General features: G+C 51.9%; 15 protein-coding genes. All 15 read right to left on the bottom strand.

The genetic code is table 11. The annotated features are described in order from the left end of the window. Positions 1 to 172 precede the first annotated feature (172 nt). A complete protein-coding gene (locus tag ACN28R_RS10295) occupies positions 173 to 1,357 on the bottom strand; it encodes a YgeY family selenium metabolism-linked hydrolase (protein WP_048639365.1) in 1,185 nt (394 codons plus the stop codon). Between the two features lie 96 nt (positions 1,358 to 1,453). After that, the gene (dpaL, locus tag ACN28R_RS10300; RefSeq protein ID WP_095834323.1) at positions 1,454 to 2,680 is read right to left on the bottom strand and encodes a diaminopropionate ammonia-lyase; all 1,227 of its coding nucleotides are present in this window, start codon (positions 2,678 to 2,680) and stop codon (positions 1,454 to 1,456) included. A 109-nt stretch (positions 2,681 to 2,789) separates the two neighbouring features. Continuing rightward, the gene (locus ACN28R_RS10305; RefSeq protein ID WP_183092127.1) at positions 2,790 to 3,521 is read right to left on the bottom strand and encodes an amino acid ABC transporter ATP-binding protein; all 732 of its coding nucleotides are present in this window, start codon (positions 3,519 to 3,521) and stop codon (positions 2,790 to 2,792) included. An 8-nt stretch (positions 3,522 to 3,529) separates the two neighbouring features. Continuing rightward, positions 3,530 to 4,192, bottom strand: a complete 663-nt coding sequence (locus tag ACN28R_RS10310; RefSeq protein ID WP_220701788.1) for an amino acid ABC transporter permease — start codon at positions 4,190 to 4,192, stop codon at positions 3,530 to 3,532. Positions 4,193 to 4,208: 16 nt separating this feature from the next. After that, entirely contained in the window at positions 4,209 to 4,988 is a 780-nt protein-coding gene (locus ACN28R_RS10315; protein ID WP_095834325.1) for an ABC transporter substrate-binding protein, read from the bottom strand. 117 nt (positions 4,989 to 5,105) lie between these two features. Then, on the bottom strand, positions 5,106 to 6,065 hold the full coding sequence (locus ACN28R_RS10320) for an N-carbamoyl-D-amino-acid hydrolase (RefSeq protein ID WP_095834326.1): 960 nt from the start codon (positions 6,063 to 6,065) through the stop codon (positions 5,106 to 5,108). Between the two features lie 18 nt (positions 6,066 to 6,083). Next, on the bottom strand, positions 6,084 to 6,989 hold the full coding sequence (locus ACN28R_RS10325; protein WP_095834327.1) for a MurR/RpiR family transcriptional regulator: 906 nt from the start codon (positions 6,987 to 6,989) through the stop codon (positions 6,084 to 6,086). Positions 6,990 to 7,420: 431 nt separating this feature from the next. Next, positions 7,421 to 8,524, bottom strand: a complete 1,104-nt coding sequence (locus ACN28R_RS10330; protein WP_095835775.1) for a M20 peptidase aminoacylase family protein — start codon at positions 8,522 to 8,524, stop codon at positions 7,421 to 7,423. Positions 8,525 to 8,717: 193 nt separating this feature from the next. After that, the gene (locus tag ACN28R_RS10335; protein WP_095835776.1) at positions 8,718 to 11,234 is read right to left on the bottom strand and encodes a type VI secretion system Vgr family protein; all 2,517 of its coding nucleotides are present in this window, start codon (positions 11,232 to 11,234) and stop codon (positions 8,718 to 8,720) included. A 209-nt stretch (positions 11,235 to 11,443) separates the two neighbouring features. Beyond that, positions 11,444 to 12,562, bottom strand: a complete 1,119-nt coding sequence (locus ACN28R_RS10340; RefSeq protein ID WP_095834328.1) for a hypothetical protein — start codon at positions 12,560 to 12,562, stop codon at positions 11,444 to 11,446. A gap of 2 nt (positions 12,563 to 12,564) precedes the next feature. Next, the gene (locus tag ACN28R_RS10345) at positions 12,565 to 12,831 is read right to left on the bottom strand and encodes a PAAR domain-containing protein (RefSeq protein ID WP_095834329.1); all 267 of its coding nucleotides are present in this window, start codon (positions 12,829 to 12,831) and stop codon (positions 12,565 to 12,567) included. Positions 12,832 to 13,373: 542 nt separating this feature from the next. Then, on the bottom strand, positions 13,374 to 14,474 hold the full coding sequence (locus ACN28R_RS10350; RefSeq protein WP_095834331.1) for a T6SS immunity protein Tli4 family protein: 1,101 nt from the start codon (positions 14,472 to 14,474) through the stop codon (positions 13,374 to 13,376). Positions 14,475 to 14,483: 9 nt separating this feature from the next. After that, entirely contained in the window at positions 14,484 to 15,575 is a 1,092-nt protein-coding gene (locus ACN28R_RS10355; RefSeq protein WP_095834332.1) for a T6SS immunity protein Tli4 family protein, read from the bottom strand. Then, on the bottom strand, positions 15,572 to 17,173 hold the full coding sequence (locus ACN28R_RS10360) for an esterase/lipase family protein (protein WP_095834333.1): 1,602 nt from the start codon (positions 17,171 to 17,173) through the stop codon (positions 15,572 to 15,574). Before ACN28R_RS10360 ends, ACN28R_RS10355 begins: the two co-directional genes overlap by 4 nt. Then, the gene (locus ACN28R_RS10365) at positions 17,173 to 17,358 is read right to left on the bottom strand and encodes a hypothetical protein (RefSeq protein WP_095834334.1); all 186 of its coding nucleotides are present in this window, start codon (positions 17,356 to 17,358) and stop codon (positions 17,173 to 17,175) included. Before ACN28R_RS10365 ends, ACN28R_RS10360 begins: the two co-directional genes overlap by 1 nt. Positions 17,359 to 17,792 lie beyond the last annotated feature (434 nt).

Here is a 17,792-nt window from a genome sequence, read left to right on the forward strand (position 1 = left end):
ACGACATTCATGATGCGAGCAAATAAGGCCCAACATCTCCTTTTCACACGGTACGCGATTGGCTGCGCGTTTCACTGTTGCTTATTCTCCAGTTTCAGAAAGAAAAAAATGGTTTTCCTTTACCTATTTTCGTCCTCCTGAAGTTAAAGTTTAGTGAAATATTGTGCGGAGATTAGTTCGCATGCAGTTGCCGGATAATGGCGTAATAACCATCTGCCGCACGCGTAAGCTGTTCTATCTCAATATACTCATCAATAACGTGGGCCAGGTTTTCGCGTGAGGGGCCGAATCCGATCGTCGCAATCCCAGCTTCCCCGGCATAATGGCTGCCATTGGTGCAGAACGAATAGGTAGCGACTTTCGGCTGACGGCCATTGTGCGTCAACGCGGTTAATGCGGCTTCGACTAACGGATGCCGCGTGTCCGTTATCCATCCCGGAAAGAAACGCTTACCGTCGATCGTGTTGCCGGTGTAACAGGTTTCCTGCCCCTGTGCGTAGGAAACCTGAGCGCGGAACTGCGGATCTTCGGCGCTGAGCGTATCGATCAACTCACGTAAAGGCGCCAGTACGCTCTCTTCCGTTTCGCCCACCAGCAAACGGCGATCGGCCGTCGCCCGGCAATAATCGGGAACCACCGAAGCGCCGGGATAAGGCGACGATTTGATATCGGTAATTTCCAGAATGCCCGGTCCCAATAGCGCATGCTCCGGCGCGGCCAGCGCGGACAAACGGTTAATCAGCTTGCTCATGTGATACACCGCGTTAATCCCTTTGTGGGGATTCGCCGAGTGTGCCGGTTTCCCGAAGGTTTCAAAAACGATTTCCGCGCGTCCCCGCTGACCGACATTGATATTAAGCTCCGACGCTTCGCCGATAATCACAGAGTCAGGATGGTAGCGTGCGCTGATGGCCCGCGCCGCAACGCCCTCAAAACACTCCTCGTGCACAACGCAGGCGACGTAAATCGCGCCGCGGAAATTGCGCTGGCAATCCTGGGCGAAAAAACCGACGGCGGCGATCATGGCGGCCACCGCCCCTTTCATATCAGACGTGCCGCGCCCGTAGATTTTCCCGTCGCGGATCTCCGCCCCCCAGGGCGCCTGACTCCACTGGCTCTCATCCACCGGCACCGTATCAATATGGCCGTCAAGCAGCAGTACCTCACCGGGCTGATTGCCGACGATCCCGCCGATAATATTGCCGAAATCGTCAACGTGAATATCATCAAACTGAAAGTGCTCCATGATGCGGCGGATCTCGTCAACCACCCCAGCCTCATGGCCGGAATAACTTTTCTGCCGCACCAATGACTGGCAGTATTCGATGACTTGCTGATGACGCTGTTCAGTTAACATAGCTGTAATTCCCCGAAATCAATGTATTGGACGTTCTTAACGCGGCTTATCCGGCGATCGATGCGCCGCCTCGCTGCCGTTCCGCCATCTCGACCCTTAAGCGTGCGGCATCAGCGCAAAGCTCGGTTCTTTTCCGCCCCAGACGACATCAAGGTAATGCGCAGGATCGGTATCGCCTTCGGTACTGATAAGCAGCACCCTGGCGCGGTCATTCAGCCCAAGCTGTTCGCGCAGTTCGGCGAGATCGGGCGAACGCATAATCAGCGCCAGCGCCCCGGCCGTCACCGCGCCGGACTCGCCGGAAATAATCGGTTTATCGCCGGCGAGCGGATGTCCGAGCAGGCGCATGCCGTGCGCGGCGATATAGTCCGGGCAGGCAAGGAAACTGTGCGAGTAATCACGCAGCATGCCCCATCCCAATTGGTTGGCCTCGCCGCACGCCAGCCCCGCCATGATGGTTTGCAACTTTCCGCCGACCGTAACGGCGTCGCCGGACTGCCGTTTGGCCGAACGATGCAGGCAATCAGCCTGATCGGATTCCACGACGATCACCCGCGGCGCTTTCTCGCCCCATATCTCGGTAAAGACGCCCTGCACCATACCGGCAAAGGCGCCAACGCCGGCCTGCACCAATACGTGCGTCGGCATGTTGCGCTGCAACCGATCGCAGGCTTCCAACAGCAGCGTGCCATATCCCTGCATAATCCAGCGCGGCACATCCTCGTAGCCTGGCCACGCCGTATCCTGCAACACCACCCAGCCGTCTTCGACGGCGCGTTGCGCTGTCATTCTCACCGCTTCGTCATAATTCATATCGACAATCGACGCCTCTGCGCCTTCACGGCGTATCGCTTCCAGCCGCTGCCGCGACGATCCCCTCGGCATATAAATCACCGCTTTTTGTCCAAGCTGGCGCGCCATCCATGCCACGCCGCGCCCGTGGTTGCCGTCCGTCGTGGTGGCGAACGTCACCGGAGGAAGACGGCGTTTCACCTCATCGCCGATCATCACCGGAAATGGCAGCGTACTTAGCGGCTGCCCCAGCGCGCCGGCGACATACTTCGCCATGGCGAATGAAGCGCCCAACGCCTTGAAAGCGTTCAGGCCAAACCGCCATGATTCATCTTTGACAAAAATCGAGCCTAACCCCAGGTAATCCGCCAAGTGCGTCAACTCAACCAATGGGGTTTCCTGATAACCGGGAATAGTGCGATGAAACTGCCGCGCCTCTTCCAGCGCGTCACGCCGAAAATCGGCGGTACTGGCCGTCGGATGACGGGAAAAGTCGGTATCGTTGATGAAATACTGCATTAGTTTCGTCATAACGCTGAATAAATCCGTAATCAAGGTGATAAAAAATAGCCAGCAGGCATCGATGGCGGATGTCTATATTCATCCACCGGAGCGTCGTTCTGGCTGAAATAAAATTCGCTTAGTCGGTGTGCCGATAAACCCGGCGAAGGAAATTTCTGGTACGCTCTTGCTCCGGCGCGGTAAACAGCTGTTCCGGGTGGCCCTGCTCCACCACCACGCCGTGATCCATAAACAGCACCCGGTCTCCCACTTCACGGGCAAACGCCATTTCATGCGTGACGACCAGCATGGTCATCCCCTCATCGGCCAGCCCCTTCATGACCGACAGCACTTCATCGACCAGCTCTGGGTCAAGCGCGGAGGTCGGCTCGTCGAACAGCATGATTCTGGGGTTCATCGCCAGCGAACGGGCAATGGCGGCGCGCTGTTGCTGCCCGCCGGAAAGCTCGCGCGGATAGCTATCGATTTTTTGCTTCAACCCAACCCGTTCCAGTAACTTAACGGCCTGCGTATGAGCCTGGTCGCGCGGCGTCTTTTTAACAATCACCGGCGCCGCCATCACATTTTCCAGCACCGTTTTATGCGGAAAAAGATTAAAGCGCTGGAACACCATTCCCACGTTCATCCGCAGATAGCGGAGATCGGCCTTATCATGCACTTCATTATTATCAAAGATGATATTCCCGCTCTGAATCGTTTCCAGATGGTTGATGCAGCGTAAAACCGTGCTTTTACCGGAACCGCTTGGGCCGATAATGACCACTTTTTCACCCGGCTTGACCATGAGGTGGAAATTTTTTAATACCTCCACCTCGCCGAAGCGTTTACAGACGTTGTGCATTTCAAGGATATAACTGCTCATGATCTCGCCATCCTTTTTTCCAGCCAGGCAGCAATCAGCATGAAAAAGGTATTCATGATGAGATAAAGTGCGGCAACCGTGGTATAGACTTCAAATGATCGGAACGTCGCCGAGTTAATGCGGTCAGCGACATGAAACAGCTCGGCAATCGTCACCAGTGAAACAATGGACGAGTTTTTCAACGTCATAATGAACTGGTTCACCAACGCGGGAACGCAGAATTTGATGGCCTGCGGCGCGATGATATGGAACATGGACTGGCCGCCGTTCATGCCCAATGACGCCGCCGCTTCCGATTGCCCCCTATCCACCGACTGTATGCCGCCGCGAATAATTTCCGTGATGTAGGCGCCGGCATTCACGCCCAATCCGATAATGCCGGCCTCCATGCTGCCCATCGGCAGGCCGATGGCCGCCAGACCAAAATACAGAATAAACAACTGCACCAGGAACGGCGTACCGCGTACCACCCAGACATAGAGGAATGCAGGCCAGCGTAATAATGGATTGCGTGATAAACGGCAGAGCGCACCGACAATACCTGATGCCATTCCCAGTAGGAGCGCGCAGGCGGAGACCTGTAGCGTTACCACGCAACCATCCAACAGCAGTGGAAACTTACTCAGAACCACACCATAGTTAAGATCGATGCTCATCATTTAAACCGCCTTATGATTACTTACCGATGATCCATTTGTTGTATAGCGCGTCCAGCTCGCCACTTGCCCGCATTTCATTGATGACGCTATTCACCAGTGAAACCAACTGCGTATCCCCCTTCTTGACGGCAATGCCCAGAGAGGCCTCCGTGAATGATTTGCCGACGACTTTGACATTGTCGAAAACCTTATTCAGCTCCATTTGATTCAGCAGATCGTTAATACCGGCGTCAATCCGCCCGGAGGTTAAATCCAGCGTTTGGGCGCTGGTGTCCTGATAGGCTTTAATGGTAAACGGCGTGGTTTCGCTCAGTTTTCGAGCCACCTGCTCACTGGTTGCGCCCGCTTTGGCTCCGACGGTCAGCCCTTTCAGATCTTCGGGACCGGCGATGGCGTTGTTGCTTTTCTTCACCACCAGCACCATACCGGTTTTTAAATAGGGTTCAGAAAAATCGACCACCTTCTTACGTTCATCGTTGATATACATGGCGGCGATGACAATATCCGCATGACCGCTTTGCACCGACGGAATCAGCGAGGTAAATTGCATATCGTTGACTTTCAGTTTCACCCCTAATTTTTCGGCGATCTTTTGGGCGATATCAATGTCATATCCCACCATCTTATTATTATCGTCATAATATTCGAACGGGCGATAATTACCGGTCGCGACGATCAATTCGCCCCGTGCCTTTATTTTAGCGATAGCGGAATCATCGGCCTGCGTTACCGTGCTCATACCGACGCTCAGCAGGATAGTTACGGCACAAAAACATTTTTTAAAAAACATATTCATGATTTACCTCGTTAGTAACAAGCAATAAAGCCCCTGGTGCTGATAAAATCATCAGTCATTTATTTAATAAAATGGTTGGACATACCCAATAAACGATGGGTTTAATTAATTATCATTTTAACCACGAAAAATACGGCGTTGGCCATTGGCGTCAAGCGTCTCTCCTTTATATTGCGTAATAGGACCATAAGCAGCGGGCTGCCGGTGAATATCAAAATTAAATGTCGTCTTTTTATATTTCTGGCAAAAATCCAAATCACAATGCGCAATAGCGACTTCATCATGTTTGCTAATGCAGGAAGCGACTATCTCCCCCGATGGCGCGATAATGCAGCTTCCGCCGATCTGTTCTATCCCCTCTTCACAGCCGGCTTTGGCCACCCCGACCACCCAGGTTCCATTCTGGTAGGCGCCGGCCTGTAAAGACAGCTGGTTGTGAAACAGCGATAAATCATCATGTTCCGGCGCGGGCGCGTTATGTACCGGGGTGTTATAGCCGATCAGCACCATCTCCACTCCCTGTAATCCCATGACCCGATAGGTTTCGGCCCAGCGCCGGTCGTTACAAATCGCCATGCCGAAGACGCCGCCAAACGCCGGATAGACATCAAAACGGTTTCCCGGCTCAAAATAACGTTTTTCCAGATGCTGGAATGCCCGCCAGGGTTCATTCTCCCGGTGGCCGGGTAAATGAACCTTATGATATTTGCCAATAATCTCGCCGGTCTTATCCACCAGAATAGAGGTGTTGTAATGTTTGACCTCGCCGTCTTCGCGCGCTAATTCCGCATAACCGAGATAAAAGCCTATTTTCATCGACTTGGCCAAATCAAACAGCGGCTGCGTCGCCGGATTCGGCATGGCGGTTTCAAACCACTCATCAATAGTATTCTGGTCTTCAATATACCAACGGGGAAAAAACGTGGTTAACGCCAATTCGGGATAAACAATAATATCCGCGCCAAGACTTTTGGCTTCCCGCATCATTTCCATCAGCCGAGCGACGACATCTTGTCGGCTATCTGCTCTATTAACCGGCCCTAATTGACCCATAGCCACATTGACATAGCGGGGCATAATCTACTCTCCTGTATTTCAAACCTGTTCATCATTGCTAATAAATAAATCACCGGTCATTTGATGTATTTTCTCAATCTCTTTCATTCTCTCGCGCGCTTTTTGCGGATGTTGTAATGCCAGCTCGCCCGCCAGAAAATTAATCATGCTGATACTGACCGAATAAGAATCAAAAATGGTTCGGCTGGCCGTATTACAGGCCAATACCACATCCACTTGCGCATTCAGTGAAGAAATCAGGCTTTCGCATAAACAGATAATTTTGATGTTTTTACTTCTGGCGACTTTAACAATTTTATCCAGCATGTTGACTCGTCTGGGGAAATCCACCACCAGCATGACATCGTCTTCGTGCAAATCGGCCAGATTATCGACAAAGCGCCCGGCGCTATCGTTGACCAACCGGACGTCACGACAAATATTGGAAAATATCGACAGCGCATAATAAGCCGAGATATAGCTGTTTCTGAATCCGGTGATCCAGATACGCCGCGCGCCGCCCAGCAGTTTGACCGCATTCGCCAGGTTATCGGCGAAGACATTATCCAGGGCGTTATCCAGGTTGTGCTTATCCGTTTCAACGTGAGCCACCAGACGATCGTAGGTGTTCTCGACCCCCGGCGCCGTATTCTCAAGATGGGTCAACGGTGATTTGCCGGTGACCATCGCGGGACGAAACGTACTGCGAAAATGATTAAAATCGGTAAAGCCAAGATGACGAAAACAGCGTGCCGCCGTCGATTTCGACACCCCAGCCAGCTTGGCGAGTTCAGTTGCGCTATAGCTGGCCAGGTTATGCTGATAGCGCAGCAGAACCTTAACGAATTTTCTCTCAGCCGGAGAGAGCATCGGATGAATTTGGCGGATTAAATCCTGTAACTCACCGATCGCTTCTACAGAATTATTGTCTGGATAGCCGATCATGCTGTTTTCCTTTCTGGCACTATTGTTTCTTTAAAAAATAACTCATGAAACGCATGAACCATAAAAAGCAATTAGCAGGCCAGTTATAAAAATAAATTTATAATTATTTAATAAATATGAATTTTATTTTTTAACTTTGCTTAAAGATGGGATATTTGCGATCGTTTCGCCCCAATATGATGCATGACATGCACCACAATGTAACGAAGACCGTCCCTTTCAGAGAGATGAAACCGCGGTGCGATGCCCTTGCCCGTTTCAGCGATGAACCGGCTCGCGAAAAGATTTTTGCACCGAAGGGAAAACAAATCAGGCGATGTCGCGTTCCCGGAGTCGATGGCAACCGCAACGTCTGCGCTGATTAATGTGAACGACCGGCAGGTAAAACCCTACCGGCCAACGAGGCCAACGCCGCTAAAATCCGTTGCGTACTAGCCCAATATTTTCGCTACGCACGTTTTAAACACGCTGACGCCGATGTTGAGCGCGTCGAGATCGAAACGCATGTCGGGATGATGCAAGCCCGGCGTCAGGTTGGCGCCTAATCCCCAGAATCCGGCTTTAATGGCCGGACGCTGAATCGGGTAGTGGAAAAAGTCCTCGCTCCCCGGCGTGGTTTTCGGCCCGGTCAGCCCGTCTTTGCCCAGCACCTCGGTAATGGCTTCCGCAATCAGGGCGGTCATCTCATCATCGACCTCCGCGGCGGGCATTTCCGTTAAAATACGCACCTGCGCGGTGGCGCCCAGCGCCTCTACGCTGCGGGTAATGGCCTGAATAACCTTGGCTTTCAACGCATCCATCGGTTCATTGTATTGCGAGCGCAGATCCCAGCACACCACGGCTTTATCAGGAATAGAGTTGGTCACGCCGGCATCGCAAAGAAAACGGGTCGCTTTTGCGCTGTAGTTCAGATTCGGCGCCAGATGAATGGCATTGACCGCCTGTACCGCGCTGGCCGCCGCATCCAAGGCATTAATGCCCAGATGAGGACGGGCCGCGTGGGCCGGGACGCCGGTAATCGTGGCTTCAAGCGTGGTGTTGGCCGAATACAGCATGGCCGGCACCGCCAACCCCAGCGGGCACTCTTCCTGCGGACGAAGATGAAACCCGATCAGCATATCGACATCGTCAATGGCGCCGCCTGCCACCATCGCCAGCGCGCCTTTTCCCAACTCTTCCGCCGGCTGAAAAATGATCTTCAAGCGCCCTTTTTTAACCAGCCCTTCTTTTATTACTTCCTGCGCCGTGCTCATCACCACCGACGAATGCCCGTCGTGTCCGCAGGTATGGCGGGCAACCCGCTCGCCGTCAATAATGTGTCCGAGGGCATCCATATCGGCGCGTAGCGCCAGCACCGGCCCGGGCCGGCCGCTATCCAGCTCGGCGACAATGCCGGTGGTGCCATTCAGATTGCGGGTAACCTGATAACCGGCCGCTTCCATTACCCCGGCGATATACGCCGACGTTTTAAACTCCTGAAATCCTAATTCGGGAATCTGATGCAAATAACGGTAATGCTCCAGCGTATTACTCATGCCCTGCTCCCCAGTGAAAACAAAAAACATCAAGTTATCGCATTCAAGATACAAGCCAACATGAGCAACGACCAATATCTTTTCTGTAAGGCCGACCGCTCCCGTTTGAATCATCCGCAATTAGCTGAATAACTCATCAATCGCATTTCCACTTTTATCAAAAGCCGAGTATATCTTTACCTGTCGTGATGATTCAGACATCCCGTTCCTCTTTTTTCAAAATGGCTTTCACACTATCAACGTAAAGCTGGTTTTGCTTATCCGTTTCCCCGCTGGCAGAGGTGATCAACGTGCTGTTTCCCGACTCACCGCTCAGCACCACCGGCTGCCCCGGCACCGGGTCATCCGAACCGATCCACACCATTTTCGGCTGGAGTTCATAATCCCCTTGTTGGTACTGATTAAACACTTGGCTGGCGCTTTGCCCATTGAATTTCTGCCATACCGCCGCCCGCTGGATGATTTTGTCCGGCGCGCCGCTTTCCACTTCGCCATTCCCAATTCGCAAATAGCCGCCGCCGCTGCTCAGGATGATTTCTTTCTTCGCGCTGATGATTATTCGGCCTTCGCTGCTTCTTATCTGCACATCTTTCAACGCATCTAACGCCATTTCGTCTCCCTGCGCCTGTAACTCCACTTTGCCTCTGGATGCAAACAGCTTCATGCCCGCTTTCTGCGCATACAGGCTTATCCGTTCTCCCGCAGCCACGGTAAACCGCTTCAATGCGCTGAAATCCGTATTCTCGCCGCTGGTGGCCGTCAGATTCTCACCCGCCGACAGTTGCACGCTTTTCGGCGTTATCTGCGCGATGCCCGCAGGAGCCGACAGCAATAAAGCCGCCTGTTTTAACTCTTCCAAACTTTCCGTCAACAGCGTCTTTTGCCGTTCCACATCCGCCAGTTCCGCTTGCGCCGTTTCCGCCGCCGCACGCAACGATTCAGCCAAATGCAGCGCCTGCTCCAACTGCGCTATCGCTTCCTGCATATCCAACTGTTCGGAACCGGCGCGCTCCCGCCTCTCCGCGCTGATGAAAATCCCTTTCCCCGCCCGTATCGCCCCCCACTGGTCGGTGCGCAGCTCAAACCCTTCCCCCCGCTGCTCGCGGCTGCCGTCCACCAGATGCCCCAGGTTCAACTGCGACTTGCCGCCGTACTCGGTCGACAGCTTGATATGCTCTTTGCCCCGCTCGTCTTCCATCCGCAGCTTGTTGTTGGCCGGCGTGCGGATAACGTTGCGTTTGTTGTTCGCCTGCGTCACATGGTCCGGGTGCCGTGAGTCATGCAGCGCATAGGCGATATACGGCCGGTCCGGGTTGCCCTCTTCAAACGTTATCGCCACCTCCGTTCCCGCCAGCAGCGGCAGGTGCATGCCGTAGGTGTCGCCGCTGTAGGGTTTGGCGAGACGCACCCACAGGCTTTCGTAGCCCGTCTTCCAGTTATCCAGGTCGAAGTCGAACTTCACCCGGTAACGCCCCATCTTGTCCAGATGCGCGTATGTGTCGCCCGCGGTAATACTCGTTACCCGCGCTGGCAGCGTCCCCGCTATCCTCGGTCGCGCTTCTGGCTTCGGGCGGAATCCCACCGTCTCGCTGTAGGGAATGCCGGTAAATTTCAGCGTATAGCTGCTGTCGCGCCGCGCGCCGGCGCTGATAGTAGTGATGACTATCCCTTTGGCGAATATCGCCGGCACGCTACCCGCGATTTCCAGCATCTGTCCCGGTGCCAGCGTTGAGGCATTGCTCTTCCCGCTCAGTTGATGCTGATTATTCAGCAGCCGTTCGTGGCGCAGCCGCGCGTAGAAATCTCCCCCTTCCGCCGTCTCGCCGCCCGACTCACCGCTTTCGCCACCCAGCGTCAGGTAGTTGTCGCCGTAACGGTACACCTGTCCGTAAGTGCTCTCCCCGCCGCCGCTCACCTCTGCTTCGGTCTGCAGGCCGTCTCCCGCCTGGCGGTAGTTGTAATCCTTCACCCGCACCGACTGGCTGACCACCTGATGCGCCGAGCTCAGCCCCCATACCGACTCCACCCCGTTGTCGTTCATTCCCGACGGACTGCGCAGCGGCAGGCTCACGTCAAACTGGTAGAACTGCTGGTCGTCGGCGAACACCACCACTTCCCTTTTCAGCCGCGCGTCCATCTCGAAGCGATACCAGATGCCCACATCCGCCAGCAGCCGGTCGATAAACGCCCGGTCGCTCTCCTGCCACTGCATCACCTGCTCACGCGGCGGGTAGCTGTTGCGCAGGCGGAACTCGAACTGCCAGCCTTCGAACTGATGCTGCCGGCGCAATATCTGCTCGACTATCTCCGGCACCGACTGGTTCTGGTATATCGCCGGCCGCCCGGCATTGGCTAGCAACGCCAGCCGCGGCTCCAGCGTCAGCTGATAGCGCACCTCGTCCGCCGACGCCGACAGCCGCTGAAACTGCGTCACCACCCCGTGCACCGCCCGCGCCGAGGCCGCAGGCAGCGCCACATCGCCGAGCGTGACGCCCGGCGCATTGAAGGTAAAGGTGACGTCCTGCAACAGCATCTCGCCGGGGGCGATATCGCTGCCGCTGGTAAAGGTTATCTGGTAGCAATAGGTCTGGCTCAGCCCCTCGGTGGCGCTAAAGGACTCCACGTCCAGGTCGCTTCGACCGGAAACAGACAGTTGATAACGGTTCAGCGTGCTGGTGAGGCGGCTGGCGAGTTCGGATACGGACAGCATGTTCATACCTCTTCTTATTTCATTGGATATCGGTATTATTAATCCACAGAGATATTACCCCGTAGTTCTGGAGATAAAGAAAACCATATTTCACCTGCGGATTTAACGAATTAATAAACTTAGCTTTATTTAAAAAATATCTTTACTAGGCAATTATCATGATAAAATAAAAACATATTTACCCCATTTCACATATAAAAATGAGTTACTTAATTATCGAGAAGCTCTCGTGTTATTAGACAAAGAAAAACCCCTTCATCGTCACATCCCTTCAATAATAGTTGAATATCCTGATGGTATTGCGTCTCGCCTATCAATAATGCCAGGACGATAAAATCCGATACTGGACCGGCAGGTCCAAAAGTATGGTCGATAAGATGATAGGGTCTTTCCAATGACAGAGGAATATTCTTATCACAGGCATAAATGGATATATCCGCCATTAATTTTCTGTCTAACTTCGATATCCAGATATTTTTTATATTCTCTCTATCAACACAGGTATATTCAAACAGCATATCGAGATCTTGTGATAATGTATCGGATAACGAGGGCATCACCCTCCCCAATCCGGCTAAAATGGGAAGATTTTTTTCTTTGGCAAAAACAGGGGAAGTTATCAATTGCGCACTAATAAACTCGCTATAACTCTCGGGTTGTGAAGGCCAAAGTTGAATACTGAGAAGTAAGGCTACGCCTTTGTGCGCATCCGCGCCATACCATGATTTTATCTCTGAAAGCGACGACAAATGTTCAGGATATAAATGCCACTGTTCAAAAATGTCTTCAGCGTCTGTTTTCACGACTTCAAGCGAAATACCCGCCAGATAAATGGTATGCAGAAAACACCGATAACCAGGACATTGATGCTCTAACATTTCATCTATTTCAACCAAACGTTGTTTAAGCGCTTGGCTTTGAGTGAATAAGGGCCGACCTTTATGGGGATAAGCGGGAATGTCCTGGATATCATGCAACATGACTGCCGCATTATCTTCTTCTGGAGAAAATATTACGTTACCGCTAACCACCAACTGTTTTCTGCTCCATTTTTCCCATGCGATATGCGCGTTTTTCAGCTCGTTATCCCATACCGATTTCTTTACCTCTTTATAATAACAATACAAGGATGACGAAAAAGCAAACAGCCAGGTACAAAACGCTAATGGCAAAATATACGCGACCAGTTCTGGGACATTTTCCTGGATGAAATAAGAAATGATAAATAGAAAAATCGCGATTACGAACGAGAAAACAAGCAAAATCCAGGTACGTTTACGAGGAAGAGAAACACGATATTGCTGAGTATCAGGAATCGGCCATCCCATGATTATGCCTCAACGCTGTTATGAGGCATGGACGTTAATACACGACAGCCGCATTGACACAAACAATTATTTACTACGACCGATCTTCCGTTATCCATCATGGTATTACAACCCTCAATAATCGGATTAACGCCGTGCCACGGCTTAGGGCATGCCACCAAATCTCCCACCAGCGCAACCTGTTTTCCTTCATAGTAAAGCGTTGACGAAGCCGTAATCACTTTCCCGCCGTGATCGGTTGAATCACCAAGACAAACAATACCGCTCATAACCCTCTCCTTATTTATATCCATCATCTGGCAAGTTGTAGGCGTGTTGACTTTCTTCGCGCCTACAACATGCAAAAAAACACTGGAATTTAAAAAATATTCCAGCCGTAAAGCCAATTAACAGAACGAACGGTAAGAAAAGAAAAAATAATGACTACCGTCATCAATATAATGACATCTTTCGCGTTACGTTCCTTGTATGATTTAATAGACAAATATAAAAACACGGCCACCACAATGACCCACATCGGCCACATGTTATAAATCAACACCCGAATCATTAAGTAAATAATAAACCAAATACTAAGATCACTAAAATCCAATGTAGTTATCAAAGCTACCCTCGATATCGCCTATAATTATAAATAGTAAAAAAGAGCCGGGAAAACATATACGAATTATTTCCACATCCAACCTATGATAAACCCGGTTCCAATGGGTGAAGTAACACTTATGAGTATTTCAATAGATTTACTCATACGCCACTGAAATAGCCAGAAAACCCTGAATGACTTCAATTCAGTTTTTTCCATCCATACTGATTATTTAAACGCACCCGGCCGCAGCCGTAACGTCGAGGTTATTCGCTCCCACGCCGCGATAGCCTCTTTCGGCGGCAACTGCTCATCCGGCAGGGGCTCCTGTCGAAATAAAATACTCAGTTTGGGCGTCTTTTCGCCGCCGGTTTTTTCATTGACGTTTAATGCAAAACGATGAACGCGCTGTATCGGGTGATTAATTCCGTCGCCCTCCACCAGCCACTCCTCGCCATACAGTCCGTTGATATGGCGTGCGCCTTTTTGCAGCGTTTTCCCTGCCGACGCCGCGATAAGCTGGTTTATTTCCGCACTGCGCTCCAGCAGCGAATCTTTTTCCCGAGTGAAATTATCGGTATCAAGGTTAATCACGATTTTAGGATACTCCGGCGATGTATAACTCAGCGACACCTCCTCCTGCCGGTAATAATCCCCATCGGCAATAAACATATTTGGCCCACAAAAGCCCGGCCGATCGGGGATATCCGTTTCATTACGTCCTTCAATGCGTTTTAGTAATTCCGTTAATGCCATCAGATCTTGCGGAACGTTATTATTATAAATACGCGGGGTATCCTTTCTATCTTCATCATAACGGGATGAGAGGCCGTTCCTGGTTTTCACCTCCACCTCAACTGCTACCCCGTTGGTATAAAGATGCGCTTCCAATATCCGTGCGGCATCCGGCACGCCCGTATCTTCATTCCGTTCAAAAATCACCCCGTCCATGCCCGCGGGCAGGGAAAGCTTGCGTTTTAAAAACGGCATATCCAGCGGGTCGAGGGTTTTCTCGCCGTTTAGCTGCGCTTCGCGGCGGCGGATTTTCTGCTCAAACGCCGGATGGTATAGACGTTTGGTCGTTATCGGATGCTTGTCGATAAATGTCATCATATTACCGTCTTCCACCGCAAACGCCGCTGGGATATCAATCAGATAACGCCCCACGCAGCGCGTTTGCATCGCCGTTAAAAATGTCTCCACCACCGCTTCCTCCCGTTGCGTTAAATCCTGTTTTGGCGGATAGGGCGTTATCCATTGATAAATCCCATAACCCGCCGCCAGCAGCAACAGCCAAACGGCTATTTTACGTTTTCCTTCCCTGTGCATACCGGCCGCTTACTTAAACGCCCCCTGCCGCAGCCGTAACGTCGAGGTTATTCGCTCCCACGCCGCGATAGCCTCTTTCGGCGGCAACTGCTCATCCGGCAGGGGTTCCTGTCTGAACAAAATACTCAGTTTTGGCGTCTTTTCACCGCCGTTTTTTTCATTGACGTTTAATGCAAAACTATGAACGCGGTGTACTGGACGATTAAGCCCATTGCTTTCCTCCAGCCACTCCTCGCCATACAGTCCGTTGATATGGCGTGCGCCTTTTTGCAGCGTTTTCCCTGCCGACGCCGCAATAAGCTGGTTTATTTCCGCACTGCGCTCCAGCAGCGAATCTTTTTCCCGAGTGAAATTATCGGTAGCAAAACTGAGAGCAATGTTGGGATAATCCGGCGATATATAACTCAGCCTCATATACTCCTTTCTATAATAATCCCCATCCGCAATAAACATATTTGGCCCACAAAAGCCCGTCCGGTCGGGGATATCCGTTTCATTACGTCCTTCAATCCGTTTTAGTAATTCCGTTAATGCCATCAGATCTTGCGGAACGTTATTGCCATAGAGTTCAGGATAATCCTTACGATCGCTGTCATATTTGGATGCCAAACCATTTCTTGTTCTTACCTCAATTTCAACCGCTACCCCGTTAGTATAAAGATGCGCTTCCAATATTCGGGATGAGTCTGGAACGGCTCCACTTCTATTACGTTCAAAAATCACCCCGTCCATACCCGTAGGCAAGGGATGCTTTCGCTTTAAAAACGGCATATCCAGCGGATTAAGGGTTTTCTCGCTATTTAACTGCGCTTCGCGGCGGCGGATTTTCTGCTCAAACGCCGGGTGATATATATGCTGAGTTCTTACCGGGTGCTCGTTGATAAATGCCCTTGGTATTTTGTTTCTTAATGTAAAGGACGCTGGGATATCAATTAGATAACGCCCCACGCAGCGCGTTTGCATCGCCGTTAAAAATGTCTCCACCACCGTTTCCTCCCGTTGCGTTAAATCTTGTTGCGGCGGATAGGGCGTCATCCATTGATAAATCCCATAACCCGCCGCCAGCGCCAGCAGCGCCCCAATAACCGTTGTGCGTTTCATCCGTCGCCCTGTTTTGTGTGTTTGATTGTCTGCGCGATCTTGACGATCGCCCGCAGCGTAAAGAGCCGCGCTTTCGCGTCCTGATAGGCGGGCTCATGCTCGACCGCCACCTGACAGCGCGAACGCAGATAATTGGCCGATATCCGACCCGAGCGCAGCGGCACCGTGCCGTCGCCCGCTTCGGTGGGCGGCAGTAGCGAGTAGGTTTGCTGAATCACTTTAGACCAGCCCGTGCCGCTTAGCGGGGTCGCCACCGAACGTGTTTCGCCTGTTGCGCCCACTTTTAATACCTGCGCATTAGGCGCATCGCGCTGCCGGCCTTTATTCATCCCCCCATCGGGTGGCGGTGAGCCCGTGCGCCAGCATACTTCACCGTATGAGGGGTGCTCGCTGGCGGCGCTGTAAAATGCATGGGTATTGGGGTGATATTTACCTGACAGGTTCTCGATAAATATTTGAACATCCTCTTTTATTATTTCTGCAAACGAACGCCAATCGCTATTTAATTCCCACTGAGTACGGCGGCTTCCCGGACTAATCAACCGCTCATCGCATAACCCCCACCATTTATCTCTCACCAGATAGATCTCACTGTAAGGATCCTGTTTCGGATAGGAATAGACGTTATCGCCATCCTGAATTTTCAGCCAGCCCATGCCGTAGTCCCGTCCGGGCAGCAGTTGCAGCGGCCCCGGCGCCTGCGACAGTACCGCCGTCATCTTTTCCGCATCGCTGCCCAGCACCCGCGCCGCCGCCCATGACTCTATATCTTTGTATTCCGTGCCCGCCTTCATCCGCCGGTAGGTGGCCGCCGCGCCGGTAGCGGGCATCACTCCATGCACCACCCCCAGCACGCTGTCTCTGCCGCCCAGGCATTCGCTATAGTGGCGCGCCACCAGCCCGCCCATTGAGTGAGTGACCAGGATCGCTTTTTCACAGCGCCGGCCTTTTCTTTTATAAAAGGTGATCGTCTCAGTGATCTTCTTTCCCAGAGATTCAGCAGACTTTTCATTGGATTCCAGCCAGTTGTAGCCGACGGCAAAAACGGGGAACAGATAGTTGTAGCTCAGCTTCACTTCCTCTTCTTGCAGCGCCAACTCCCCGATTTCCGCCGCCAGATCCTGACCCACCAGCTTATGGCGCTCACCCCGGCCATAGGCGGAAAAATCATTCAGCACCTCCTGCAGCCAGGTCAGAAACGGCGCATAGCTGGTATAGGCCACGCTGCCCCAGCCGCGCTCACGCCGGGTTTGCAATAAAAACAGTTCATTATCGGACTCATCGACATCGCCGCCAGTATCCACCTCTGTCTCCATAGGATTTAACAGCCTTTTTCGTTCTTCCGCACTGGCGAAAAACCACGCTTTCGCGATTTCCGTTTTACTATCTAAACGCCATACCGGTTTACCCTCATCGGTGTTTTTCAAATTGCTGCCCATCACGCCGGGAATAAAGAACACCGGGATTACCCGCGTCGGATAAACCTGGCATTGCAGCTCGATATTGCTTCCCTTCGGATAGCTATACAGGTCATAAATGGCGTTGCCGCTTTTATCAAACGTCGGATAAATTTTTATGATTTTTGTCGGGTCTGACATTATTTCAAATCCCTTTTCAATATGGCTTTCACCGCCTGGTGCGCCGCGCGGGTCGGCCTCAGCCCTTCGACGGCGCTGAAATGCGGCACCAACAGCGGCGCGGTATTGGCGGTTACGGTTAACAACGGATAGCGGAAGAGATCGGAGGCAGTAACATACGGGCGTGCAGAAGTCATGCTTTCCATGCGGTTTCCTATTTCATATCCATTGAGAAACTTTCGGGGCGCATTATGCCGAAAAAAACGACATATCGGCAAGGAATTTTTGGCAGAAAATCAAAAAATATAAATTTAAAATCAAACGATTATAAAATAAAACGATGATCATCATTATTATGATCGGATGAGGATATTTATGGAATCATCCCCGTCATTCCCGCGGAAGTAGGCGGGAATCTCCCACTGAAACCGTGCGCAGTCATCGGCTGATTCCCGCCTGCGCGGGAATGACGTGGATCTAACTAGCCTTTCCCGCGCATTACTCCTGCGGGGTCTTCTCTGCTTTGCTCGCCAGCATGGTCAGGAACCTGATACGTTCCTGTTGAGAATAATCCCCATCGGCAATACCGACGAAGGCATCGCGCAGCGACATAATTTAGCCGCAAGCCGGGGTTCACCGG

This window comes from Brenneria goodwinii (assembly GCF_002291445.1).
GTDB classification, from domain to species: Bacteria; Pseudomonadota; Gammaproteobacteria; order Enterobacterales; family Enterobacteriaceae; genus Brenneria; species Brenneria goodwinii.

Excerpts from the sequence above, each read along its gene's own strand:
- ACN28R_RS10310 (WP_220701788.1), bottom strand. The coding sequence starts at position 4,192 with ATGATGAGCATCGATCTTAACTATGGTGTGGTTCTGAGTAAGTTTCCA.
- ACN28R_RS10365 (WP_095834334.1), bottom strand. The coding sequence starts at position 17,358 with ATGGAAAGCATGACTTCTGCACGCCCGTATGTTACTGCCTCCGATCTC.
- ACN28R_RS10355 (WP_095834332.1), bottom strand. The coding sequence starts at position 15,575 with ATGAAACGCACAACGGTTATTGGGGCGCTGCTGGCGCTGGCGGCGGGT.
- ACN28R_RS10330 (WP_095835775.1), bottom strand. The coding sequence starts at position 8,524 with ATGAGTAATACGCTGGAGCATTACCGTTATTTGCATCAGATTCCCGAA.
- ACN28R_RS10350 (WP_095834331.1), bottom strand. The coding sequence starts at position 14,474 with ATGCACAGGGAAGGAAAACGTAAAATAGCCGTTTGGCTGTTGCTGCTG.
- ACN28R_RS10335 (WP_095835776.1), bottom strand. The coding sequence starts at position 11,234 with ATGCTGTCCGTATCCGAACTCGCCAGCCGCCTCACCAGCACGCTGAAC.
- ACN28R_RS10320 (WP_095834326.1), bottom strand. The coding sequence starts at position 6,065 with ATGCCCCGCTATGTCAATGTGGCTATGGGTCAATTAGGGCCGGTTAAT.
- ACN28R_RS10315 (WP_095834325.1), bottom strand. The coding sequence starts at position 4,988 with ATGAATATGTTTTTTAAAAAATGTTTTTGTGCCGTAACTATCCTGCTG.
- ACN28R_RS10360 (WP_095834333.1), bottom strand. The coding sequence starts at position 17,173 with ATGTCAGACCCGACAAAAATCATAAAAATTTATCCGACGTTTGATAAA.
- ACN28R_RS10295 (WP_048639365.1), bottom strand. The coding sequence starts at position 1,357 with ATGTTAACTGAACAGCGTCATCAGCAAGTCATCGAATACTGCCAGTCA.
- ACN28R_RS10325 (WP_095834327.1), bottom strand. The coding sequence starts at position 6,989 with ATGATCGGCTATCCAGACAATAATTCTGTAGAAGCGATCGGTGAGTTA.
- ACN28R_RS10340 (WP_095834328.1), bottom strand. The coding sequence starts at position 12,562 with ATGGGATGGCCGATTCCTGATACTCAGCAATATCGTGTTTCTCTTCCT.
- ACN28R_RS10345 (WP_095834329.1), bottom strand. The coding sequence starts at position 12,831 with ATGAGCGGTATTGTTTGTCTTGGTGATTCAACCGATCACGGCGGGAAA.
- dpaL (WP_095834323.1), bottom strand. The coding sequence starts at position 2,680 with ATGACGAAACTAATGCAGTATTTCATCAACGATACCGACTTTTCCCGT.